At 38.6% G+C, this 20,835-nt stretch carries 31 protein-coding genes; 15 read left to right on the top strand and 16 right to left on the bottom strand.

Annotated features, from left to right (window positions below; all coding sequences use genetic code 11):
* The first annotated feature begins 4 nt into the window (after positions 1–4).
* Positions 5–208 (top strand): hypothetical protein, encoded by a 204-nt coding sequence (locus tag NSIN_RS05650; protein ID WP_101009864.1) that lies wholly within the window; start codon positions 5–7, stop codon positions 206–208.
* 13 nt (positions 209–221) lie between these two features.
* Here NSIN_RS05650 and NSIN_RS05645 read toward each other — a convergent pair whose 3' ends face one another.
* Positions 222–473 carry a hypothetical protein gene (locus NSIN_RS05645; RefSeq protein WP_101009862.1) on the bottom strand — a complete coding sequence of 84 codons (252 nt, stop codon included), beginning with the start codon at positions 471–473 and terminating at the stop codon, positions 222–224.
* Between the two features lie 61 nt (positions 474–534).
* Between NSIN_RS05645 and NSIN_RS05640 the strand changes: the two genes are divergently transcribed.
* Positions 535–726, top strand: coding sequence for a hypothetical protein (locus NSIN_RS05640; RefSeq protein ID WP_101009860.1), 192 nt, complete (start codon positions 535–537; stop codon positions 724–726).
* Between the two features lie 246 nt (positions 727–972).
* Here NSIN_RS05640 and NSIN_RS05635 read toward each other — a convergent pair whose 3' ends face one another.
* Positions 973–1,335, bottom strand: coding sequence for a hypothetical protein (locus NSIN_RS05635; protein WP_133124075.1), 363 nt, complete (start codon positions 1,333–1,335; stop codon positions 973–975).
* Positions 1,336–1,370: 35 nt separating this feature from the next.
* Here NSIN_RS05635 and NSIN_RS05630 point away from each other — a divergent pair, with 35 nt between their 5' ends.
* A complete protein-coding gene (locus NSIN_RS05630; protein WP_133124074.1) occupies positions 1,371–2,207 on the top strand; it encodes a hypothetical protein in 837 nt (278 codons plus the stop codon).
* A gap of 4 nt (positions 2,208–2,211) precedes the next feature.
* Here NSIN_RS05630 and NSIN_RS05625 read toward each other — a convergent pair whose 3' ends face one another.
* Entirely contained in the window at positions 2,212–2,418 is a 207-nt protein-coding gene (locus NSIN_RS05625) for a hypothetical protein (protein ID WP_101009855.1), read from the bottom strand.
* A 117-nt stretch (positions 2,419–2,535) separates the two neighbouring features.
* Here NSIN_RS05625 and NSIN_RS05620 point away from each other — a divergent pair, with 117 nt between their 5' ends.
* Both NSIN_RS05620 and NSIN_RS05615 read left to right on the top strand, forming a co-directional pair.
* Positions 2,536–3,111, top strand: a complete 576-nt coding sequence (locus NSIN_RS05620; RefSeq protein WP_165775256.1) for a proteasome subunit beta — start codon at positions 2,536–2,538, stop codon at positions 3,109–3,111.
* Position 3,112: 1 nt separating this feature from the next.
* Positions 3,113–3,775 (top strand): hypothetical protein, encoded by a 663-nt coding sequence (locus NSIN_RS05615; RefSeq protein WP_101009851.1) that lies wholly within the window; start codon positions 3,113–3,115, stop codon positions 3,773–3,775.
* 23 nt (positions 3,776–3,798) lie between these two features.
* Here NSIN_RS05615 and NSIN_RS05610 read toward each other — a convergent pair whose 3' ends face one another.
* The 4 genes from NSIN_RS05610 to NSIN_RS05595 are packed head-to-tail and all read right to left on the bottom strand — an operon-like array spanning position 3,799 to position 5,995.
* Positions 3,799–4,590 carry a hypothetical protein gene (locus tag NSIN_RS05610; RefSeq protein ID WP_101009850.1) on the bottom strand — a complete coding sequence of 264 codons (792 nt, stop codon included), beginning with the start codon at positions 4,588–4,590 and terminating at the stop codon, positions 3,799–3,801.
* 47 nt (positions 4,591–4,637) lie between these two features.
* Positions 4,638–4,916 carry a hypothetical protein gene (locus NSIN_RS05605; RefSeq protein ID WP_101009848.1) on the bottom strand — a complete coding sequence of 93 codons (279 nt, stop codon included), beginning with the start codon at positions 4,914–4,916 and terminating at the stop codon, positions 4,638–4,640.
* Between the two features lie 60 nt (positions 4,917–4,976).
* The gene (locus NSIN_RS05600) at positions 4,977–5,702 is read right to left on the bottom strand and encodes a hypothetical protein (protein WP_101009847.1); all 726 of its coding nucleotides are present in this window, start codon (positions 5,700–5,702) and stop codon (positions 4,977–4,979) included.
* A 20-nt stretch (positions 5,703–5,722) separates the two neighbouring features.
* Positions 5,723–5,995 (bottom strand): hypothetical protein, encoded by a 273-nt coding sequence (locus NSIN_RS05595; protein WP_177346286.1) that lies wholly within the window; start codon positions 5,993–5,995, stop codon positions 5,723–5,725.
* Positions 5,996–6,123: 128 nt separating this feature from the next.
* Between NSIN_RS05595 and NSIN_RS05590 the strand changes: the two genes are divergently transcribed.
* The 3 genes from NSIN_RS05590 to NSIN_RS05580 all read left to right on the top strand — a co-directional run bounded on the left by NSIN_RS05590 (position 6,124) and on the right by NSIN_RS05580 (position 7,871).
* On the top strand, positions 6,124–6,918 hold the full coding sequence (locus tag NSIN_RS05590) for a HoxN/HupN/NixA family nickel/cobalt transporter (RefSeq protein ID WP_101009844.1): 795 nt from the start codon (positions 6,124–6,126) through the stop codon (positions 6,916–6,918).
* Positions 6,919–7,000: 82 nt separating this feature from the next.
* Complete coding sequence (locus tag NSIN_RS05585; RefSeq protein ID WP_101009842.1) at positions 7,001–7,420, top strand: hypothetical protein; 420 nt, start codon at positions 7,001–7,003, stop codon at positions 7,418–7,420.
* 31 nt (positions 7,421–7,451) lie between these two features.
* On the top strand, positions 7,452–7,871 hold the full coding sequence (locus NSIN_RS05580; protein WP_245871914.1) for a DUF302 domain-containing protein: 420 nt from the start codon (positions 7,452–7,454) through the stop codon (positions 7,869–7,871).
* A gap of 16 nt (positions 7,872–7,887) precedes the next feature.
* On the opposite strand, the gene NSIN_RS05575 is transcribed toward NSIN_RS05580, so the two are convergent.
* The 3 genes from NSIN_RS05575 to NSIN_RS05565 all read right to left on the bottom strand — a co-directional run bounded on the left by NSIN_RS05575 (position 7,888) and on the right by NSIN_RS05565 (position 10,095).
* On the bottom strand, positions 7,888–8,358 hold the full coding sequence (locus NSIN_RS05575) for a universal stress protein (protein ID WP_101009839.1): 471 nt from the start codon (positions 8,356–8,358) through the stop codon (positions 7,888–7,890).
* A 79-nt stretch (positions 8,359–8,437) separates the two neighbouring features.
* Positions 8,438–9,154 carry a hypothetical protein gene (locus NSIN_RS05570; protein ID WP_101009838.1) on the bottom strand — a complete coding sequence of 239 codons (717 nt, stop codon included), beginning with the start codon at positions 9,152–9,154 and terminating at the stop codon, positions 8,438–8,440.
* Positions 9,155–9,165: 11 nt separating this feature from the next.
* Positions 9,166–10,095 (bottom strand): hypothetical protein, encoded by a 930-nt coding sequence (locus tag NSIN_RS05565; protein ID WP_101009835.1) that lies wholly within the window; start codon positions 10,093–10,095, stop codon positions 9,166–9,168.
* 159 nt (positions 10,096–10,254) lie between these two features.
* Here NSIN_RS05565 and NSIN_RS05560 point away from each other — a divergent pair, with 159 nt between their 5' ends.
* Positions 10,255–13,170 (top strand): copper resistance CopC/CopD family protein, encoded by a 2,916-nt coding sequence (locus NSIN_RS05560; protein ID WP_101009833.1) that lies wholly within the window; start codon positions 10,255–10,257, stop codon positions 13,168–13,170.
* Positions 13,171–13,216: 46 nt separating this feature from the next.
* Here NSIN_RS05560 and NSIN_RS05555 read toward each other — a convergent pair whose 3' ends face one another.
* The gene (locus tag NSIN_RS05555; RefSeq protein ID WP_101009831.1) at positions 13,217–13,702 is read right to left on the bottom strand and encodes a hypothetical protein; all 486 of its coding nucleotides are present in this window, start codon (positions 13,700–13,702) and stop codon (positions 13,217–13,219) included.
* A gap of 154 nt (positions 13,703–13,856) precedes the next feature.
* Between NSIN_RS05555 and NSIN_RS05550 the strand changes: the two genes are divergently transcribed.
* The 4 genes from NSIN_RS05550 (at position 13,857) to NSIN_RS05535 (ending at position 16,649) form a co-directional block, all read left to right on the top strand.
* The gene (locus NSIN_RS05550; protein WP_101009829.1) at positions 13,857–14,441 is read left to right on the top strand and encodes a hypothetical protein; all 585 of its coding nucleotides are present in this window, start codon (positions 13,857–13,859) and stop codon (positions 14,439–14,441) included.
* A 2-nt stretch (positions 14,442–14,443) separates the two neighbouring features.
* On the top strand, positions 14,444–14,941 hold the full coding sequence (locus NSIN_RS05545) for a winged helix-turn-helix transcriptional regulator (protein WP_101009827.1): 498 nt from the start codon (positions 14,444–14,446) through the stop codon (positions 14,939–14,941).
* Positions 14,942–15,036: 95 nt separating this feature from the next.
* Positions 15,037–16,404: a hypothetical protein gene (locus NSIN_RS05540; protein WP_101009825.1), complete on the top strand. Its 1,368-nt coding sequence runs from the start codon at positions 15,037–15,039 to the stop codon at positions 16,402–16,404.
* Entirely contained in the window at positions 16,401–16,649 is a 249-nt protein-coding gene (locus tag NSIN_RS05535; RefSeq protein ID WP_101009823.1) for a hypothetical protein, read from the top strand. Before NSIN_RS05540 ends, NSIN_RS05535 begins: the two co-directional genes overlap by 4 nt.
* A gap of 2 nt (positions 16,650–16,651) precedes the next feature.
* On the opposite strand, the gene NSIN_RS05530 is transcribed toward NSIN_RS05535, so the two are convergent.
* The 4 genes from NSIN_RS05530 to NSIN_RS05515 all read right to left on the bottom strand — a co-directional run bounded on the left by NSIN_RS05530 (position 16,652) and on the right by NSIN_RS05515 (position 19,697).
* Complete coding sequence (locus tag NSIN_RS05530; protein ID WP_101010109.1) at positions 16,652–17,602, bottom strand: radical SAM protein; 951 nt, start codon at positions 17,600–17,602, stop codon at positions 16,652–16,654.
* A 95-nt stretch (positions 17,603–17,697) separates the two neighbouring features.
* Positions 17,698–17,910, bottom strand: a complete 213-nt coding sequence (locus NSIN_RS05525) for an Lrp/AsnC ligand binding domain-containing protein (protein ID WP_320410672.1) — start codon at positions 17,908–17,910, stop codon at positions 17,698–17,700.
* Positions 17,911–18,093: 183 nt separating this feature from the next.
* Positions 18,094–18,867 (bottom strand): SIMPL domain-containing protein, encoded by a 774-nt coding sequence (locus NSIN_RS05520; RefSeq protein WP_101009820.1) that lies wholly within the window; start codon positions 18,865–18,867, stop codon positions 18,094–18,096.
* Positions 18,868–19,001: 134 nt separating this feature from the next.
* Positions 19,002–19,697, bottom strand: a complete 696-nt coding sequence (locus tag NSIN_RS05515) for a winged helix-turn-helix domain-containing protein (RefSeq protein WP_101009818.1) — start codon at positions 19,695–19,697, stop codon at positions 19,002–19,004.
* Positions 19,698–19,912: 215 nt separating this feature from the next.
* Here NSIN_RS05515 and NSIN_RS05510 point away from each other — a divergent pair, with 215 nt between their 5' ends.
* Complete coding sequence (locus tag NSIN_RS05510) at positions 19,913–20,191, top strand: hypothetical protein (RefSeq protein ID WP_101009816.1); 279 nt, start codon at positions 19,913–19,915, stop codon at positions 20,189–20,191.
* A 110-nt stretch (positions 20,192–20,301) separates the two neighbouring features.
* Complete coding sequence (locus tag NSIN_RS05505; protein WP_101009814.1) at positions 20,302–20,598, top strand: hypothetical protein; 297 nt, start codon at positions 20,302–20,304, stop codon at positions 20,596–20,598.
* Position 20,599: 1 nt separating this feature from the next.
* On the opposite strand, the gene NSIN_RS09475 is transcribed toward NSIN_RS05505, so the two are convergent.
* Positions 20,600–20,755 carry a hypothetical protein gene (locus tag NSIN_RS09475; protein ID WP_165775255.1) on the bottom strand — a complete coding sequence of 52 codons (156 nt, stop codon included), beginning with the start codon at positions 20,753–20,755 and terminating at the stop codon, positions 20,600–20,602.
* Between the last annotated feature and the right edge of the window lie 80 nt (positions 20,756–20,835).

Below are 20,835 nucleotides of genomic sequence, written 5' to 3'. Positions count from 1 at the left end.
TATCATGAGCTCAGATGTAACAGAGGAAGAAATAAAATCACTCACCCCACAATCAGGCTTTGACCTCTGCGGAATTGATTATTTTGAGCCACTTGGAAGAAGGTTGTATTTCATAGAACATTATGAGAAATACCAAGATGCATTAAAGGCAAAAAGAGAACGAGACAGACCAGACGAATATCTAATATTGTATCAAGGCGCACCATGACATGAAAAAATAATTATTTTGTCTTTTTCACAGATTCACTTTTGAATATCTTGACAGCCTCAATATGAGAGCAATTTGCCTTGAGACCTTTTCCATGGTGAAACTTGTAGAAATTCTTGAACCCCTGACAATCACAGCTGTCGGATGTAACCATGTAAGATTTGGACGGATCACTTGAGGATTTTACCTGGAAGAGATCATCATCAATCATCACTACGCCATCCTTGGCAAGTGCCTTGGCTTTTTTTATAGTGCCAGCGCTCATACCGATATAGCTAGACCTCAAATAAATAACCCTTAAGTTTTTTCAACATAACAAGATAGACATGTCAGAGCCAGAAGAATCCGAAATAATCAAGCAAATGTTTGATGAAATAACAAAGATGATTCGACAAAAACACATCAAATTGGAATCCATCATCCACCGCACACTAGAGCAAGACATCATTTCACAAGATTCCTTTGAGCGGATATACCGACTAGTCATAGAACACGGCAAGAAAAAACACTGGATATAGTCCCTCAAGAAGTTAATATATAACAAAAAGTCACACCGTCAATACCCATAATAAGAAAAAATTGGAGAGGCGTCTTTGGTAGGACCTCTCCAAGAAAGTATCTTGCCTGGTCAGATGCTGACTAAGAGCACATATAATGTGAATTACAAATGACCTTACTTTCATATTCCATATAGTTGACAGTCGATATAGAATTCTCTCAATAGCAAAGCTTACTTTTCATAACATTAGCTTAATGCCAATCTCTTACAGCTTGACATTTAGCTGCTTTACTTTTGATATTATCAAGTCATGTTCAGAATCAGGTTCTGTAGAAAGTATCAAAAGTCCATCATCAAGAAATAATGTAATCAGTTTTACTTTTTCTTTTGATGTTATCATCCAGTTTGTCTTGCCAAGTTTTTCATTAAACATTTCATCCCATGATGCCTTGACAGATGCCTGATAGTGAACCATGTTGCTTAGCTCTTCATCAAGCAGTGGTGCAGCATCTGTTTTTCGCGCAAAATTAATCAATTTTCTATCCTTTATCCTACCAACAAAACGAATTGAATCAGCAATATTCAAGATCTGCATATATGGATCTGTTTGTCGTATCCTCTGTGCCAATTGTTGCTAGATATTTGCAAAGGAAATTTAACTCTATGCCAGTATTTCAAAAACAAGTCATGCTAGACAAATATCAATCAGACATATTGCAAAAAATAATAAAAAAATACAAGATCTCCCAAGATATTATACCAAAAATAAAGGATGCAATAACCAGAATTGATTCCATAGACCAAGCAAATACATTCAGATATGAACCAGCATCAGAATTTGAAAAAAAGATACAGCATCTAAATGGACTAAAAGAAAAGGCAACCAAAGCATTTGAGCCATTTGCAAAAATGTATCATACATCACTTTGTGCTGCAATGGGAGTACCCATGTCAGAATCAATAGAATCATCCAAAGAGACAGGAAGTTACAGTGCAATCTACGAATTGTTTGGCCTTACAAATGCCAAGGCCAAGATGTTTGGCTTGCAGGCCATGTATTGCGCACTAGAGGGGCAGAAAAATGACACCCTACCAAGCTACAACATTGTCTTTGACAGAGATTCTCCCTGGACGTATAGAAATGAGGTAGAACACATGGAAGAATATGCAAGATACCACTTTAACAGCTACGTAATACACCACATCCAAAACCAAGATGAAAACCCATTTGAGCCAGTAATAGAGTTGTACGAGTTTGGTGCGGCAGATTTTATCTTTATGCAGACAGAAAGCAACAAAACAAGAAAGGAGAGACTTGCTACATTTCATACTTTAAACATACCTGACAAAGGAAACGTCATAGCAGTTCACATGACAGGCGACCAATCAATTTTACACTATAGACGGTGGGGAGACCCATACTTTGCAATCAAGCCAACAAAACAAGATACTGGACTTGAAATAATCGGAATTGCAGATCAGAGATTTAGAACCAATTAAAAATTTAGCTCAGCCTGTCAGCATCTTTTTTCCAAATTCGAACACCATCAACAAAGACCATGTCAGTCTCCTCAAATACAGTATGCCACCTGCCATCATGTGGAAACAATTTGTCCATTTCTTTTATTTTGTCATTAGTAGGATATGCATTTGTCAGCGCACCCCACCTCATGTTTGGAACTTTGGGCATTATATCATTGATGTCTCGCATCAAATTTCATACAAAACACCAATAAAAAAATGCTACTTACAATGCAATCACCAAGACAAGGGTGACTGGATTTTCACAACGCTAGTCAATTAATCAATGCCACTTGTATACCATACAATGACAACAATAGTTGGAATCAAGACAACCGACGGAGTTGTACTTGGATCAGATAAGAGAGCAAGCAAGGGCTTTTTCATAGGATCAAAAATAGTACAAAAAATTGCAAAGATAGATGACACACTAGCTGTTGCAATCGCCGGACAACTCTCAGACGCAGAACATATAATCAAAGTGGCAAAAGCAGAGCGAAGACTCATGGAACTAAGAAGAGGATTTCCTCTTACCATAAAAGAGTCCACAAGGCTAATAGCAAACATTGCCTACTCGGGGCTTAGAAACTACCAACCATACTATGTAGAGTTGCTCGTGGCAGGAGTAGACAGAGAAGGTGCACATGTATTTGCAGCAGACATGAGTGGTGCAATAACAGAAGAAGATTTTGCATCATCAGGTTCTGGCTCACCTATTGCATACGGAGTACTTGAGAGCCTATACACAAAATCTGTGACAAACAGCCAAGCAAGCGAGATTGCATCTCGCGCAGTATCTGCAGCAATGGAAAGAGATCCAGGTTCTGGAAACGGCATAAACATTCTAGCCATACCAAACCTACAGACGGAGGTTGCAGCATAAAATGTCCGAGTCACAAGGAAACAGATTCCCATTTTACGGACCGCAAGGAAGACTTGTTCTAGTAGACAGTGCACTAGAGGCAGTAAACCGCGGCTCTACCACAATCGGAATCAAGACTCCAGACTTTGCAGTAATTGCAAGCCAAATAAAGCCAACACATCCATTGATGGAACCATCTGAGAAGATATTTCCAGTGGATTTTCACATTGGAGCAACTGGTGCAGGATACATTGGAGACATTTTGCAACTAATTGACACACTAAGACTTGAGTCTCAAAAACACAGATTGACATACGAAACCCCAATCGATGTTGATTCTCTTGCAAAACATCTCAGCAGTTTCCTACACAACTATACAACATATGCAGTAAGACCGCAAGCAGCATCCATAATCATTTCAGGCGATGACCAGACAGGAATACAACTCTATCAAGTGGACCCAAGCGGGACTTTCTTTAGAGGATCAGGATTTGCAATAGGTCAATCCTCTGATACAGCACTTGATGTGATAACAAAAGGATATAACAAGAACATGAACCTAGAGCAGGCAATAGAGCTTGGAAGGGCTGCAATAGAAAAGGCACTTGGAGAAAAGCCGATTGTGGAAACTGGCATAATAGAACCCGGAAAGGCATTCCGCAAGATACGCACAGACAACTCCTAAGAGTACAACTCTTTTTTTATTTTTTAATATTTTATTTCACGAGATTTGTCCTTGTTTGAAAAGACTCGTAGGTATCCCATTATTCCATATGCAAAAAGTGTGTACGCCCACAGATAGGGTATGTCTATTGGGTGACCAGTATAGTATGAGTCATCTAGTGAAAAATACAGATAGCCAAGATCAGAGACCACAAAGCAAAACATTCCTAAAAACAACAAAATCCATGTAAAATGTACTGCTCCTCTAAAAAATATGGCAAGACCCAATATCACTGGAACTAGAGATACAGAATCAAGCACAGGATAAGAGTTGGCAAGTATCTTCTCATACATGTCAAGATCAGAATTACTATCAGCAGTAACATAGATAGTCGCGCCCATGACAACAATAGGCACAACAGTTGCAAGTACAATCATTTTCTTTGAGATTGATTTTCTAAATGGCTTTACATAATAATATGAAAATGCAAAAAAGAAAAAATATCCTACAAGCCAAAAATAATCAGCAGGTGATGGCCAGGGCTTTTCACCATACACTAACTCAGATACCATCCATATTCTTTCACCTACAAACCAAAAGGCCAAACACAGTGCAAGCAATATCCAGGCCTTGCCATGATTTCCAGTCTTGCCAGTTTTTACAGAGATTGCCAAAGAAAACACCAACGCAAACAAAGATACTCCAAAATTCAACCAGTCAGATGATATCGTAGCAGAATGTTTTCCAAATAAATTTGAAAACAACAGTACAAAAGATATTGCAAGTAGTATCACAACAAGATATCTCATGGATGAAATCTTTTCAACAGCCAACATTTACAATATCACTTGATATCATTACAAAAATTATTGCCATATCAGTGTTAAATTTTATTAAAAAAATCAACCAATGCAGGCTCTTCAGCTAAATCTCCAAGATATGATTTTATCTCAGATATTACTGACTGGTATTTTTCCTGGTATACTTCAACAAGTACTGTTTTGAGATATTCAGGATGTTCATAACAGTCAGAGATCTTGCAACCATAAAGCGCCCCAAGTCTTGCCATCACCAAGTTGTATTCCACATTTCCCCTCCGCATCAATACTAGTTCTATTGAAGACACAAGAGCTAGTTTGTACTGTTCATAGTGAGAATCCACACAAGTAATTTGGGTACAATTTTATAATATTTTGTATCTTAAAATCCTAAAAAATTGATACTAGTTGTATAGGCCAAAATCTCTAGTGGTTTTCCCGCCAGATGCCTCAGTGTTTGTCTTGAGTAGTTTTGTTATTTGCTCTACTATCCTATGAGCATCAATCATTGCCTCTGATTTGTTTTTGTCACCTGCAGCATTGCTCTCAATTACAGCATATCGTGACACAATCTTCAAGTTCACATGATACTTGGATTCTCCTTCCCATTGTAGAATATATCCACCATCACCCTGTACCATTCCTAACCAACGCAGTGAACCAAACCACTTGCCAAAAAGTTTGGCAACAACTTGCTCAACTGTAACAGTTGTCGGCACATATAGTTGCAATATCTGCTCAAACGGAACATTTTGACCAGATATCTTCTTTGACATGTGTTCAAGAACAATCCTAGATTTTTTTACCAACACAGAATCCAAATTCTTTGCAAGTTTGTACCCATAGTCTGTCTTTGTCACCAGTCCCGCACTTTCAAGCCTGTGCAATGATCGTGCAAGACTTTGCTGGTGAATTCCAAGTTTTCGCACAAGCCCATTAAAAGTATACTTGGTATCAGATATGTCACTGTCTTGGTTTAGCAGTGATAGTATTTTTTTATCATTTACCTGAAAGTCGTCAAGTGATATATCAGAAGAATTGCCAATAATTATCTGGACTAGTTTTTTATCTACCTCTACTTCCTTTCCATCCACCGGTTTTTCCTTTTCATCCAAGTCTTTTGTATCCAATATACCACCCAATACTCCATTTACTTATTTAAAACTAGTTTAACAGTCATCAGTTGGCCAGACTCGATCAAGTTTCCAGCCTTGAGAACACCCAAGTTGAATCTATTCTTGCGTGATTTTGCATTCCTAGAGTTTAATCTCAATTTGTTGTTACAACATGGACAACGAATGCCAACAGATAACGAGTCCACAAATATTCCACATACAGAGCATGGTCTCTGTCCTGCTGCAAACCTAAATCCCCCAATTGGCTTTTTTGCCGCAAACCTGTAACAGATTCCTTTGCACTTCAATTTTTTTCTCTCCAGTTACATCTAGTGTCGCTTTGTACATAAAATAGACTAGGATTCTTAAAACCTAGTCACATCTGACATTCTCCAAACTAAAAATAAATACGAGAGTCAAATGATAAAATCAAATCATGGTTGAGATATGGCCATTTATCGCAATTTCAATTCCTACAATGATATTTCTGGGCATACGCCATGCACTGGATGTTGACCACATTACTGCAATAGACAACCTGGTACGATTGCATAATGCAGTAAAAAAATCTCGCCTAGTTGGAACTGGCTTTAGCATAGGCCACATGATCTCAGTGCTTGCAGAGATGATCTTCATAATTTACGTAATAGGCAGCATAACTAATTCTGGTACCATATCATTATGGGGGGGAATCATTGGGGCCATAGCGCTTGGAGCAATAGGAGTAACCAACATCTACTCCATGAAAAGATGGGGCAAGAGCGGATCTTCAATACTTGCAAGTAAGGTACTAGGCAAAACAGGAATCCTAGGTCCTACAGGCTCGGCAGTAGTAACAGGACTTGTGTTTGGTTTGGGATTTGACACTGCAACGCAAATTTCAGCAATTACACTCTCAGCAGTATCATCTGCTACAGCAGGTGTCCAATCAGCCTTTATTTTGGCAGGATTTTTTGCAATAGGAATGATAACCATAGACACATTTGATAGCATAATACTGCGCTCTGCTTTCTCAAAGATACTTCATACAAAGGGCTTTAAAGTAATGTCATACGCTCTAAGCGGAACGGCTTTGATGATTGCATCAGTGGTACCGTATGAAATACTAACAAACACAGAGATACTTCCAAAGATGACAGGTCCCATTCTAGCAATAGGTATCGTATCATCATCTTTTGTGTACGCATTTGTTACACAGAGAAAAACAGTACAAGAGAAATTTACAGAATAGATTCACAATAAGATACTAGTCACATTCTCAAAAGTGATATTCTTCTACAGTAATAATATTCAAAGTAACACCACCACATTTCATGACTAGCAAGTATATACTAGCAGGAATTGCAGTAGGAATATTTCTTGCAGGACTAGGTACAGGCTATGCTATTTTCATGAACACGTTAAACCCATACCAAATGATGAGTGGAAATCCTTCCATGTTTAATCAAATGATGGGAAAAAATCCACAGGTGCAAGGACAATACATGTCATACATGATGCAAAACCCCCAGTACATGAGCCAATTTATGACACAAAATCCACAGTATATGGGTCAGTGGATGGGAACAATTATGCAAGATCCTCAGCTAAGACAGCAGATGTACAATTACATGTTACAGAATCAAGATTTCATGTACCAAATGATGAAAGACAGGAACTTTCAAAATACATACATGGGTCCATGGATGATGCAGAATAACTTTACTTACAACGGCATGATGTGGCACCGATGACATCAAAGGGAAACATCAACATCATTATAACTTGCAGATACCATATCCAGCTACCACAATGACAGACAAGTTCAGTTATACCACCAAGACAGGAAAAACAATAGACAAGACAATAGAAGACATCACAACAAGTCTGAAAGAAATTGGTTTTGGCGTCCTTGGAATACTTGATTTTAAAGCAATTTTGCAAAAAAAAGGCCTCGATTACAAGGAGGAGTACAGATTGCTCGAAGTATGTAACCCTGGCGCAGCAAAACAGGCACTAGAGTCAAACCCAGAAATAGGACTGTTACTTCCATGCACCATTGCAGTATACCAAAAAGACAAGGAAAATTTCATCAGCCTTGCCAGGCCTACTGCACTTCTTGCAAATATCAAAGACAGTAGACTGGACAAGATGGGTACTGAGATAGAACAGAAACTTGTAGAAGTAATTGAAAAAATAAAATAGATTTTGAATTTAGAATTTAGTGAACTACCACTACAGGGCATGAAGCATTTTCCAATACCTGTCTGCTCACGCTTCCAAGCACTTTTATCTTTTTTATTCCTCGCAATCCTTGGCTTCCCATAATTATCAGATCACTCTCATTTCTTTTTGCATGATCTAGTATGGCCTTGCCAGGATTTTCTGTTACCACCTTATAGGTTGCTTTTACTCCCTTGTTTTTGCAATACATTACACACTCTTGCATAAAACCGTGAGCTTCACTTAGTGCCTTTTTGACGTACTCATCAACGGCTTTTGTTGCACCCTTTCCTTTGATCACGCCTGAAAGTACAATTCCAGGGGGCTGAGCTGCAGAAGTAGACACAACATGAAGAAGATCAAGTTGCGAGTCAAGCCTTTTTGATATTTCAACGGCTTCATCTAGTGCTCTCTTAGAATACTCTGAACCATCAAGTGGAACAAGTATGCTAGAATAGTTTTTTGCCATACTCAGTTATTGGATTTTATGCTATTATAGACTCGGAAGAATATCATTTGTGAGAATCGCTCAGACAATCTAAAGATTCTCAGTGTTGTTGTTTTCTTGTAATTGCAATAACTGCTATTACAATTCCAGCAATTCCAATACCTATTCCAGTCATACTTATCATATACAGTTTGTCAGTGGTATCTTTTACCTGTTGGAATGATTGTACCACATTTGACACACTTTTTGCTGCCGAGTCTGCATTATTTTTTGCATCTTCAATGTCACTTGTCAATTGATTTACAAGTGTACCCATCTGGCTTGTATCAACAGAACCTCCAGATGAAGATCCACTAGATGCTGGAAAGTTCAGTACATCCACACTTGCAACATCATCAAGAGGTATCTCAGCATCAATTGCTTGTTCGTTTATTGAACCCTTGAACACAAGGCTGTATGTTCCAACCCTAGTCGGAATCAAGGGTGAAACATACTGTCCATCAACTGTACTGCTTGGCAAAAAGTCAAGAGGCTTTGTCACACCACCATATTGAATTGAAATTTGCATGTCTTTTAGTGCATTAATTACAGGAGTTGCACTGTCACCACTTCCTTTTTTGACTGTAACCTGAACAGCGTTTACAAGACCAGTGTATACAGGCTCATTATCCCAACCTACCTCAACAAGATAATTTCCAAAAACTTTGGTGATATGTGCCTCAGCAGGCTTTACACCCAATGGTGAGACAAATACAAGAGTTGCAACAAGAAACAATACAGACCCAGTAACAAGAAATTTTTTCATCATGTCAGTCACGTGACGATATCTTAGAATCGCACCTGTGATTTGAATCTAGTTACCAACACTACACCTGCAATTGAAATTATAATCAGGACAGCAGGTAATGGGAATTCTGGCACTGCAGATGTTGATGCCTCTTGAATATTATATGATGCAATCAATGTCGGATGGATTCCCACATGTACATCTTTCATTATTGTATTGACATCTGACTTGTTGTTTAGATCTTGAACTAGTTTTGTAAAGCCAGTAGTAATCTTGTCATTTCCAGCAACACTTGAATTCTTTGATGCTACATCACCAAACATTTGTTGTGCAGTAGTTGCAAGTCCTACGGAATTTTCATAAGCATTTTGATCAACTATGGTAGCAGGCATTGACATGGAACCTGACATGCCAGACATTGAACCGCCAGATGTACCAGACATGTTATCATTCATATTCATTTGCGACATATCATTCAAATCAACAGTAGAGTTTAGAGCATCACCATATTTTTCAAGAGACTCTTTTAGAACAAAGACTACTGCAAGTGCTTGCACTGTAGAGTTGTCAAGTTTGGAAGGGTCGACTCGAGCAGATACAGATTCATCAAGATAATTACCAAGCATAGTGACATCATCTTGTGTACCGGTTGCATTGTTAGATTGGGCGGCAGATATAGTGGAATTTATAAGGGTTGGAATTTGTTTTGCTAACAAGACATTTCTCTCACCCATCTCTTTGGTATCATTTGAATTCCAGTATTCACCTAATGCATCTGCATAGTAGCCTATTGCTTGCTTGTCACCTACATGCTTTGATACAAGACCAACCTCGGTCTTTATTTCAGAGACTTTGGCAAGCCATGATGCACTCTCATCCCCACCAAAGTTGTGTGCAAAAGCAGGATGAGTATAGATTAAACCAGATGCTATAATCGCGGATAACAATACTGCAATTAATTTATTGTTCACAAAAGATAAACAAGATTTGTTCTTTAAAAGTCTTATAGTACAACAATCGAATGACACACAGAACACGTAACAAGGGTTAGCAACAATCCAATGTTCGACGATTGTACCACAAATTGAGCAAGAGCAATATACTAAATCAAACAATTCAAGTTGTACTAGATGTCAAGATCAAAAAGTAAAAACAAATTTCTTATCATATTCATCATCGGAATAATTGCAGCAGCAATATCTGTTCCAAGCATTCCAAGTGCACACGCACATGCAATCATAACAAAAAGTGATCCTGTTCCAGGACAGTCCCTTTCAGCTGCACCGTCCAAGGTTGATATTTACTTTAGTGATCCAGTAGATATCCGGTACAGTGAGATAAAAGTTCTAGATGCAGACGGACAGCAAATTGAAAAAAATGACCAACACTACATAGGAAGTGATCAAACAGCACTCAGTGTATCACTTCCACCAAACTTGAAAAACGGCATTTATACAATATCAACCAAAGTGCTAGACCAGACAGACGGTCACGTCACTGAAGATGCGTTTGTTTTTGGCATAGGTCAAGAAGTACCAAAGAGTACCACAACTCCTACCTCAAATAACTACCAAGAAGTATCAATACCTGAAACAATAACGAGATTTCCTGCACTTGTAGGACAGATAGTTGTTGCAGGAATTGCATCAGCATCCTTATGGCTATGGGGACCTGTCTCAAGAATTCCAGGATTTGGAAGAACAACCGAGACCACAAGAGCCAAGATTGACAGCGCAATGGCAAGACTTGCAGTAATTGGTTCCATAGTTGTGATATCATCAGGCTTTGCAATGATAATTGTCCAAGCCTATTCCATCAATGCAGGAATACTTGATGCAATCTCTACAAAGTTTGGAAACATGTGGGTCTTGCGAATGATAACATCATCAGCATTGCTTGGTGTCTCGTTGATGTTGTACCAAAAAACAAGAAAAAACCCTGCAATCATTTCAAAATATCACACAGCAACACTTCTCGGAATAAGCTTTGCAGTACTTTTGACAACTAGTCTAATCAGCCACGGTGCCGCAACAGGTCAGATAGTACCACTCTTGTTGGACTTTTTCCACAATGTGTTTGCATCATTATGGATTGGAGGAATAATCTACATTGCATTTGTAATCATGCCGCAGGTGAAAAAATCAGATCAAGCAAGCAACATCATATCAATAATAATTCCGAGATTTTCCATACTTGTCATATCAGTGCTGGGTGCAGTTGTAATTACAGGACCATTCCTGATGTATTTACTAGAAAACAACCTCGCATTAACATTGGCATCATTTTATGGTCGAGTTTTGATTGTAAAATTACTTTTAGCTTGTGTCATGATTGCATTTGGAGCATATCACCAGTATTATCACAAAGAGAAAATACTGACACCATCAAGTCAAGGCATCAGAAACCCCATCATGCAATTATCCAGTCCAAATCATTCACTTTCAAGATTTGATAAAACCATAAAGATAGAAGCTCTAATTGGTATTGCACTTGTTGCCACTGTTGCAATACTTGTAGATTCAGGTCTGCCATCAGGCGAGTTTCAAAATCAACTCCAATCAGTGCAATATGATGTATTTGGGCTTGCGGTAAATGCAAACCAGGCACCATCAGGTCTTTCCCAGACAGGATTCATAGAAAACGGAAGTAGAATTGTCTCATCAATTTCGCCATTTACTACAGGGGATAACGATTTTGTAGTATCATTTCTTGATTCCTCCAAAAATCAGATAGATATGGAATCTGCACAGATAAAACTCACCCAGACTGACAATAACATAGGACCAATAACAATAGATGCCAACAAGACAAACACTGGCACCTTTACTGCCAAGACAGACTTTGGATTTCCAGGACACTGGACATTACGAGTGGAGGGAGTACAAAACAAACAAAATTCTTTGAACCTTGTCTATTCATACAACTTTTTTGTCAAGCCAGGACTAGATAACCTTCAGACAGACATCAAGGAATACAAGACTCCTGGAAACAGTAGCACTCCAAGATACCCAGTATATGACAGTGAGCGAAACAAGGTATGGGTTGGAGATACCACACTTGGAAGCGGCAATATACTTGATTTTGATTTGGCTACAAACAAATTCACAGAACACAAGATTCCAGGACTAAACAGCATGGTCTATTCTGCACTTGATTCACATGGCACCTTGTGGTATATTGACTTTACAAGAAAAGTCCTTGGAAACTACAACCCAGATGACAACTCCAACAAAGAGTATCCAATTCCAAACCAGGACTTTCTCACATCAATAGCAATTGACAAAAATGACACAGTGTGGATAACTTCACATTCTGATGATATATTGAAATTTTCTCCATCTACAGCAAAATTTGATTCCATAAAACTTACACCAAAATCAGACCCGCTTGATATGGCAATTGACAACACACAAGGTATGATATGGATTGCAGACGGTATTGGAAAGATATCAAGTCTTGACATTGCAACAAGCAAGGTGACAGATTATGCTCCACAGGGCAATTTCACCATGAAAGGTCCCACAGGAATAATCCTGGACTCTCAGACAGGTAAGATATACATCTCAGAGCACGAAGGACAGGCAGTCACGGTCTTTGATCCTCTGTTAAAGACATTTAGAAAAATTCCACTTGACTCAAACCCGGACAATCTACCATACGGCATGGCATTTGATAAATACCACAACCTATGGGTCGCACAGCATACACTTGACAAAATATCAGTAATAGATACAAGGACAAACCAAGTAATAGAAAAGAACATCCCAACATCTGGCACATGGGTCCAGTGGTTAACATCAGACTCTGAAGGAAACATCATCATGGCAGAAGAAAAGGCAAATGCACTTGGTGTAATAGACATATCTGCAGGACCGGTACAAAGTACACCGCAACAAGCCCAGTCTTCAATTCCAAGCCTTGGTGTAAATTACACCCAGGTAGCAGCTCCTGCAATGACCGGACTTTTAGTAATTGTGGGATTGTTTTATTCCAAGGGCATAATTGATCTTAGAAGAGCTACTGAACAAGTAAAATCACAAAATTAGATAAAGCATTACCAACATAACAAAAACAAAAAAAGGAAAAGCGGTTTTACCCACTTAGTTTTTTGAGGCCCTCTGCAATAGAAAATGTTGCAGTGTTTCTATCTCCAAAGGTGATTGGATCATGGCTGGTGTTTACTATTGCAAAGTCTGTGACCCCGTTTGGTGTGCCAATATCAAAGTGATACAGGCAACTCTGTCCAGGCGTAGACAATTGTGGTAAGTATTCCGGAGATATTGGAGACAATGTGTTTACACCAACATCTACCCTACCTTGCACAAATGATATCCTTGAAGTTCCATCACTGTTGCACGGAATATACATTGCAACATGTCCTCTGGTGGTCAGAAATGGTGTGGTATCCACCATGTCCAGGAATTCACCAGGTTGCAAAGTTATTCCTTTGAAGGAAAACCATTCTTCAGTCGGTATGTCATTTGTGACCGGTTGGTATTTTGGACCAGCTGCATACGCGTTTGTTTGTGTCGTAGGACTGATTCCAAGTCCCATAGCAGCAACTATGACAATTGCCATAATTGCAGTCAAGATTTTTTTATACATTAAAATTTTGAAACTTGAAAAAATATTTCAAGAAATTGGTATGTTCTACGAATATACCAATCATGCAAAGACGCAATAACCCATTACAAAAATCATATCAAAAAATATTTAGAAAAATGGCTCATTTTTGCTGCATGACCGCACTTGTCACACAGCAAAAAAAGAGCATGATGAAGCCAAGACGATATGCTGTACCACATATGACACCAATTTACAAAATAAACAAGATGGTACATTTAACGAATATACCACATATTCAACTAATTTGTTCGATGATTGTACCATTTCATTTAAATTAAAATTTGAACCATTTAGAGATGTGTTAAGATACAACAACATTATTGAAAATAGATCAAATTTGTTGACTCTGATAATGTTTCTAGTAATTGGTATTTTAGCGGTGCCTGTAATTTTGCCACACCTGCTTCACAAGTTCCAAGTATTCCACATTTTGATTCATCTCAGCGGAATAAGTCTTGCAGTGTTTCTTAGTGTGATTTCAGCAATTGCATATTCCAGGGTCAAGACCAAAAGAATGTTCTTCACAATGATAGCATTTTCATTGTTTGTCATAGCAGAAGCATTATCGCTTGTAGATGCAGCATGGCAATACACATACTATTTAGGTCCGTTTCCCGCAGAAGAGGTAGGTCATTTCTTTGAATTGTCAACCCTCGGAATGTTTGCGATTAGTGTATTTAGGAAGGACTAGACATGGATAGAACATCAGAGATAGTCAACATTATTGAAAAAAATCCCGGGATAAAATTCAGGGAGATAATGAGGGAGACAGGACTCAAAAATGGAGTGCTGAGCTACCATACAAGAAAGCTAGAAGAAAATGGAGTTGTAAAAATTGACAGAAAATCAGGGGAGACTAGATTTTATCCTCTTTTTGTAACAGAAAAAGAATCAGTCCTGATATCAAGTCTTAGGCGTGACACTCAAAGACAGATACTTTTAGCACTACTCCAGAATTCGCCCCTTGCATTCAATGATCTTGTAGGTCTAGTCAAAAAGGCACCATCCACAGTATCTACATTTCTTTCAAAACTTGTAGAAGATGACATTATTGAAATCAAGATCATGGAACTACGAAAGACATATTCGTTGAAAAATCCAGACATGGTCAGAGAGATAATAGAAAAATACAATCCAGTGTTGCTTGAGAGAACTGCATACAACTTTGCAGACACATTTGCAAACCTCTAACAATATCAGAAAATACCATCATCTAGGTTCTGTTATAATACAATGAGAAGATACCCATTGTTTATTTATAGATAAAAGATAACAATTCGTGAAAATTGAAAAAGATTGCCATTTTATGCATTAGTGGATTTGTCTTGTTTTCAGGTATTTTTTTCACATCAGTATACGGTGACGGGCTTGCAAGTGAGATACTCCCCCCTGCAATGATTGGAAACAAGAATGTTACATTGTCAATTAACTCATCACCATTTTTGATTGACAACAATCATGTAGGAACCCAGATAAACTTCATAGTTCAAGATGCATCAAACCAAGTCCCATTCCAGCAGGTAACACTCTCAGTTGCAGCCTTCAAGGACAACAATGCGCTGTTTGGCCACATATTCATGAGTGACAGTGGCAACTTTTTGTTCAATGTCATACCTGACAATTCCACAAACAATATAACAATAACAGAAAAGGGCGGCGTATTGCCAGGACTATTAGGTCATAGCGGAACCTACGACATAAAAGGTCCAGTCTTTGTGTCAGGCGGTCTATATAAATTCAAGATTAGTGTTCTAACACTTGGCTCTTATGATAACCAAATTAGCAAGTCATATGATGCTGCAATATCAATACCGCAAACAAACCAGTACACTGTAGACGATAAAGACGACGGAAAACAGACAGTCTCCATTGTTGCGTACTATGATACAATAGGAAATTTCCAGTATGATAAAGACAATAAAAAAATGAGCTTTACAATGCCGTTTAACTGGAGCCCTGACAATCTAAAACAAGTCACAGTTGTACACCAAGAACTAAAGATACCAAGATCCTTTGCAACATTTGTTGTTACAAAATATGATGCAAGCGTTAACGGCGTACAACTTCCAGACAAGGCAATAAGCATTGATGACTATTCTTCAGACGAATACAGAATCATTCACCTGATACTGTACAAACAAGAAATAACCGCCATAAGTCAGCAACAAAACACAAAACAAGAGATGGACTTTACATTGTCTCCAAGCAATCAGACTGCATTTCCAATAATCCAGTATACAAGAAATGCCCAATACAAGGTAGGCCTCAGCTGGGACCCACCTCAAATCATGGCAGGACACACAACAAAGTTATCCTTCCAGGTATTTGACCCCTATATTGTAAACAAGACGGTAGGCTCGATACCATATGACTTTTCTGCAATTGAAGGAAAGAATGGTCTTGTATATCATAAGAGTGGAACAACAAACAGTGACGGTACACCAAGCACAATAGACATGAACATTCCAGACAACTATACAGGCCCGATAACTTTGGGATTTGAGAACCTAAATGGAAATAGTTTTGCAGATGCCGAGTTTACTGGAATCGTATCAAGACCTGCCATAGTGCCTGAATTTCCATCAGGAGTTATCATGATATCAATAGTAGTATTTACTGCAGCCCTGATTTTGCCCAGATTTTTAAAGACATGAAACTAAAACGAGGTGCAGGAATCATGATTGCAGGTATTGTCATGTTCCTAGCAGGACATTTTCTCTCCCAAATGGTATTGAATCTGACTCCAACAATAAATCCCGCAAATTCAAGTTTGATTGCAGATGCAAACTATCACATGATAGCAATGAGCAATCAATTGACAACCATAAGCCAGTTTGGAATTATTGCGTTAGTGATTGGCGCATTTGTGTTTTTCATCGACAGAAGAGCAGGAAGATGATTCTACCCTTTCATGCCATATCCTACTAGGACTGAATAGCAACCAAGCCCACATTCTTCGCATATTGGCTTCATTGCCGAGTTTTCCGCACTTCCAATACAGCATGGCCGCTTTTCTCTTCCCATGTGATCAACTGATACAATTGCCCAAGTAGGACAGTCAATAGGAGTTGTTCCACGTCCTCCCCAATTTTTTTTCATCAACTCCAGCTGGCTGTCAGGATTTATGATGTAATCATCATCAAATTTTTTCCTCATTGCCATGATGTCATCTACAACTCTAGTCCTCTCAGGACCAAATGGTAGGAACAAGGGGTCTCCCTTTGCAAACGGAGTATGGAACTGGAATCCAATCTTGTTTGTGTGATCATGCCACTCCTCCATGACATCTTTTACTGTCTTGTAGTTTTGCGAGTTGATTGTCATTGTTATCCAGATATCTTTCCAGGCCTTGTCTCCATTATTTTGCACATACTCTAGAACATGTTTTCGCGTTTTATCATAAGAACCAGGCCCACGAATCTTGTCATGGATTTCTTTTGTGCCATCAATTGAGATCCAGTAAAAGTACAGGTTTGGAATTTTTCGTATAGGCAGGGTACCATTTGATACAATGCAGACCCGTTTTGGAAATTGCTTGACAAACAAGTCTATGACATCAGGGCGTAGTGTTGGCTCTCCCCCAACCAACGTTATGATAAAAACATGGTTTTTCTTGAATTTCTCATCAATTACTTTTTGCCACTGCTCAACTGTCAGCTCTTCATTTTCTTTTCTGTTTAGCCACCAGTAGCAATGAGTACAGTGGAGATTGCAGACGTTAATTATATCAGCAGAACCATAAAGTGGACTTTTTCTATTGAGTAACTTGTATCCTGCAAACTTGCCAAATATGTGAAAATAGCATGGCATCTCTTGGATTATCTGCGTAAACCCTCTTCCCATTATCTCCATGATACCATACAATCACACAAAGGTGCTTAAAAGGAATTTTGCATACTGATTTTACAATAACATGGGCGTCCTGGGAAATACCGCAGACAGGAGGATCAATTTGCGCACATCAGTGTAGTAGTGCACTTGACCTGATCCAAATGGCGTATCTTTCTTGTTATGATATCTCGCAGATCTTCAATATCTGAGCATTCTACTTTTATTATGATATCATAGTTGCCAAAAACACCTGAGACTTCTTTTACGTCATCTATTGTTTTTACACCATCTACGATTGCCCCTTCCGCACCCATCTCACAATTTATCATGATATATGCGGTCTCCAACTATAATATATGGTAGTTATAATATATCAAATTTTTGCTAATACACCACAAGATCCGGGACACAAGCCCAAATGTGTCAATTTCATGCAAAAACCACTTGTGCGTGACAAGACCAGATTCAAGATTTTCAATATCAATATAAACAAAAAAGAAAGAAATGTAAAACTACTGGTCCCCAATTAGGAAGGTCACATTTACAGTAGTTGTTACTTGTTGGTTTGCCGTAAATACGGGCGTAGACTTGTCAACCATGGCCATTGCGCCATAGTACATCGGCATTGGTGACGGAGTAAATTCAGACAGACTGACAGCCTTGACTCCGATTATCTTTTGGCTTAGAGGTCCAATTGCCTTTTCTGCTCGTGATTTGGCATTAAGTACTGCTTTTCCAAGCAGGTCATCTTGCATGCTCTGTTGCTTGTCAGGTGAGAGTGAGAACGATATATTGTCCACCCTGTTTGCTCCTGCACCGACAGCAGAATCAACGATGCTTCCTGCCAGAGACAACTTGGTTGTCTTGACATAAAGTGTGTTTGATGCTCGATATCCTGTCAGAACACTCTTGTGTATTCCAGTCATAGGATCTGGTACAGAGTCATTATACACAGGATAGATTGAAAATCCTGCAGTACTAATTTCGTCTGTTGTGACACCTGCACTTTGAACTGCAGCTACTACAGTATTCATTAGCTGCGAGTTTTCGCTGATTGCATCTTTTGCAGTCTTGGCATCAGTATCTACACCAAATTGGACTGTAACCAAATCAGGTGTTACAGATTCAGTTGCAGAGCCTGTAACAGATACCGTTCTTTCCCGCGATGCAGGAATTACTGTTGTCTGGCCATAAGCTCCCTGTTGTGATACTTCAAGACTTGCAAAGATTGCAGTTGATACAATCAAGATTGCTGCAAGTGTTGCAAGCATTTTTTTTGTTGCCATGCCATACCAATATACAGTACAGCTTATAGGCTTTGATTAAATTTTATTTTAACTTAATTTTTTTAAAAAATTATAAAATACAAATCAAGATGTAGCATTTTTTGTTGATGGGATATATTTTGTAAATATTGTAATTATTTTCTAGATTGTCTAAATTTTGAAAAAAGCCTTGTTCCAAAAAATACTGCAAGAAAAGCAGCAGAAGCACCAAGTATTGCAATTACAATCATGGCAGGATCAGACATTGTTGAAACATGCTCTACAGGCGCACTGGTTACAGCAAATGGAGCTGCAGTCATGTTGGAATGGAGTGATTCAGAGGCCTTCATCATTGCCCTTTGTGTCATCTCAGGTATTTGAGGCGGTTGATTTTCAGATTGGTTTTGTTCCATTACATACACAAGCGGACCTACTATAACAAAGGCTGCAATTGCTGCCAGATAGTGTCGAAGCTGCATAAAGATTGCATCTTTTTTTGATTTTGAAACATTATTTTCCATGGGCGTAGATGGAGGTACAATCACAAATGCCGTCTTGACAGGTCCATAGTATTTCATTTGCTTGTTTTTTGAGCTGAGTTCTATCTTTTCGACCTTGATGAGTCCCACTCCAAGCAGCCGATTTATGTGCCAGTTGACAAGAGGTAATGAGACATCAAGTGCTTTTGCGATATCGTTTGTGCTCAGCACACCTTGTGATATCTTTCCAAAGATTGCCCTTCCGGTATCATTTGCAAGCTCTTCTCCAATTATTTTTATTCTCTGATCCTCAGTACTGATTACCTCGATATGCTCTTCTGCCTTGACTAGAAAATCATCATCATTTGCCATGACATAATCAAGATATGGTTTACAACATATAATTTAACAAGGATTGGTTCAACTCTGTAGAAATTCTTATCTTGATACAGTACCGCAGTATGCTCTAAAATGCCAGATTGGAATCAAAGATCGACGGGGTTTGCCAGACTCTTTTTGTATAATTTTGTAACAATCAAAAATATGAGTATAACGTCACAAATCCATGATACCATAAGGAGCATACCATGAGTACTCTAAGAGAGCAAAAAGCAATAGCAGTGCTTGCAATAGAGCACACCCTTCTAAAGATAAGCAATGACACCCTAACCAAAGTAGAATCAACGCTTCAAAATGAATACAATTCCAGCATATCCGACTGTTATGACCATCCAGATTACCTCTCAAGTGTTCTCAAGAGCATATTTGGTACAGCACATTCCAAAGTGGTGAGAGATGTAAACTCATACCTGCAAGAATTTACATACCAAAAGCCAATAGCAGACTTTCTTGCCAGAATACAATAAGATGTCAATCATTTTACAAGCTCGTTAATTCATGCTCATAGATACTGTAAAACTATGGCCAGTCTTGTGATAACATCATGCTGCCTGTTACTTTCGACCTTTGGGGATGCATGACAGAACTATCAAAGAACTGCAGTGACATGAGTAATGCTGCATCAACATATCTTGGAATAATAGCTGGTACCATAATTGGAGGAGTTGTTAGCTGGTGGATATACAACAGACAGAAAAGAACATCAGATCAGCAAGACAAGATACTAGGAAGGATAAAGGATTTAGAAGAAAACCATACCGAAATCTTGAAGCGATTAGAGGAGTTTGACGACAAGCACGAGTCGTCACTTGATTCATTGCAAGAATTGGACAAAAAGATAGATTCTATACTAGATAAGATAAAAGACAAGTAACCTATTTGTTTGAAAATGACCACTTGTCTTCCTTGTGCATCTTTAGTATCTGGTCCGGAGGAATGTCTTTGTGATCTATACCAATGTGATTTGTATACTCTATCAGACTGGTAAAATTTTTTCCGCAAACAGGACAGTCCTTTGAAAATCCGCCCATGAGATACATTGCAGAATTTTATATTTTAAGATATTCTAGATTATCACGTCCCTGTTAGAACCAAATCAGAGATAGCAAGC

The sequence above is a fragment of the Candidatus Nitrosotalea sinensis genome (assembly GCF_900143675.1).
Classification (GTDB): domain Archaea; phylum Thermoproteota; class Nitrososphaeria; order Nitrososphaerales; family Nitrosopumilaceae; genus Nitrosotalea; species Nitrosotalea sinensis.
This window is presented reverse-complemented; position numbering and strand designations above follow the sequence as displayed.

Coding starts and splice junctions, on each gene's coding strand:
- NSIN_RS05650 (WP_101009864.1), top strand. CDS start 5: ATGAGCTCAGATGTAACAGAGGAAGAAATAAAATCACTCACCCCACAA.
- NSIN_RS05645 (WP_101009862.1), bottom strand. CDS start 473: ATGAGCGCTGGCACTATAAAAAAAGCCAAGGCACTTGCCAAGGATGGC.
- NSIN_RS05640 (WP_101009860.1), top strand. CDS start 535: ATGTCAGAGCCAGAAGAATCCGAAATAATCAAGCAAATGTTTGATGAA.
- NSIN_RS05630 (WP_133124074.1), top strand. CDS start 1,371: ATGCCAGTATTTCAAAAACAAGTCATGCTAGACAAATATCAATCAGAC.
- NSIN_RS05625 (WP_101009855.1), bottom strand. CDS start 2,418: ATGCGAGACATCAATGATATAATGCCCAAAGTTCCAAACATGAGGTGG.
- NSIN_RS05620 (WP_165775256.1), top strand. CDS start 2,536: ATGACAACAATAGTTGGAATCAAGACAACCGACGGAGTTGTACTTGGA.
- NSIN_RS05615 (WP_101009851.1), top strand. CDS start 3,113: ATGTCCGAGTCACAAGGAAACAGATTCCCATTTTACGGACCGCAAGGA.
- NSIN_RS05610 (WP_101009850.1), bottom strand. CDS start 4,590: ATGTTGGCTGTTGAAAAGATTTCATCCATGAGATATCTTGTTGTGATA.
- NSIN_RS05590 (WP_101009844.1), top strand. CDS start 6,124: ATGGTTGAGATATGGCCATTTATCGCAATTTCAATTCCTACAATGATA.
- NSIN_RS05585 (WP_101009842.1), top strand. CDS start 7,001: ATGACTAGCAAGTATATACTAGCAGGAATTGCAGTAGGAATATTTCTT.
- NSIN_RS05575 (WP_101009839.1), bottom strand. CDS start 8,358: ATGGCAAAAAACTATTCTAGCATACTTGTTCCACTTGATGGTTCAGAG.
- NSIN_RS05560 (WP_101009833.1), top strand. CDS start 10,255: ATGTCAAGATCAAAAAGTAAAAACAAATTTCTTATCATATTCATCATC.
- NSIN_RS05555 (WP_101009831.1), bottom strand. CDS start 13,702: ATGGCAATTGTCATAGTTGCTGCTATGGGACTTGGAATCAGTCCTACG.
- NSIN_RS05545 (WP_101009827.1), top strand. CDS start 14,444: ATGGATAGAACATCAGAGATAGTCAACATTATTGAAAAAAATCCCGGG.
- NSIN_RS05535 (WP_101009823.1), top strand. CDS start 16,401: ATGAAACTAAAACGAGGTGCAGGAATCATGATTGCAGGTATTGTCATG.
- NSIN_RS05530 (WP_101010109.1), bottom strand. CDS start 17,602: ATGGAGATAATGGGAAGAGGGTTTACGCAGATAATCCAAGAGATGCCA.
- NSIN_RS05525 (WP_320410672.1), bottom strand. CDS start 17,910: ATGATAAATTGTGAGATGGGTGCGGAAGGGGCAATCGTAGATGGTGTA.
- NSIN_RS05520 (WP_101009820.1), bottom strand. CDS start 18,867: ATGGCAACAAAAAAAATGCTTGCAACACTTGCAGCAATCTTGATTGTA.
- NSIN_RS05515 (WP_101009818.1), bottom strand. CDS start 19,697: ATGGCAAATGATGATGATTTTCTAGTCAAGGCAGAAGAGCATATCGAG.
- NSIN_RS05510 (WP_101009816.1), top strand. CDS start 19,913: ATGAGTACTCTAAGAGAGCAAAAAGCAATAGCAGTGCTTGCAATAGAG.
- NSIN_RS05505 (WP_101009814.1), top strand. CDS start 20,302: ATGACAGAACTATCAAAGAACTGCAGTGACATGAGTAATGCTGCATCA.
- NSIN_RS09475 (WP_165775255.1), bottom strand. CDS start 20,755: ATGGGCGGATTTTCAAAGGACTGTCCTGTTTGCGGAAAAAATTTTACC.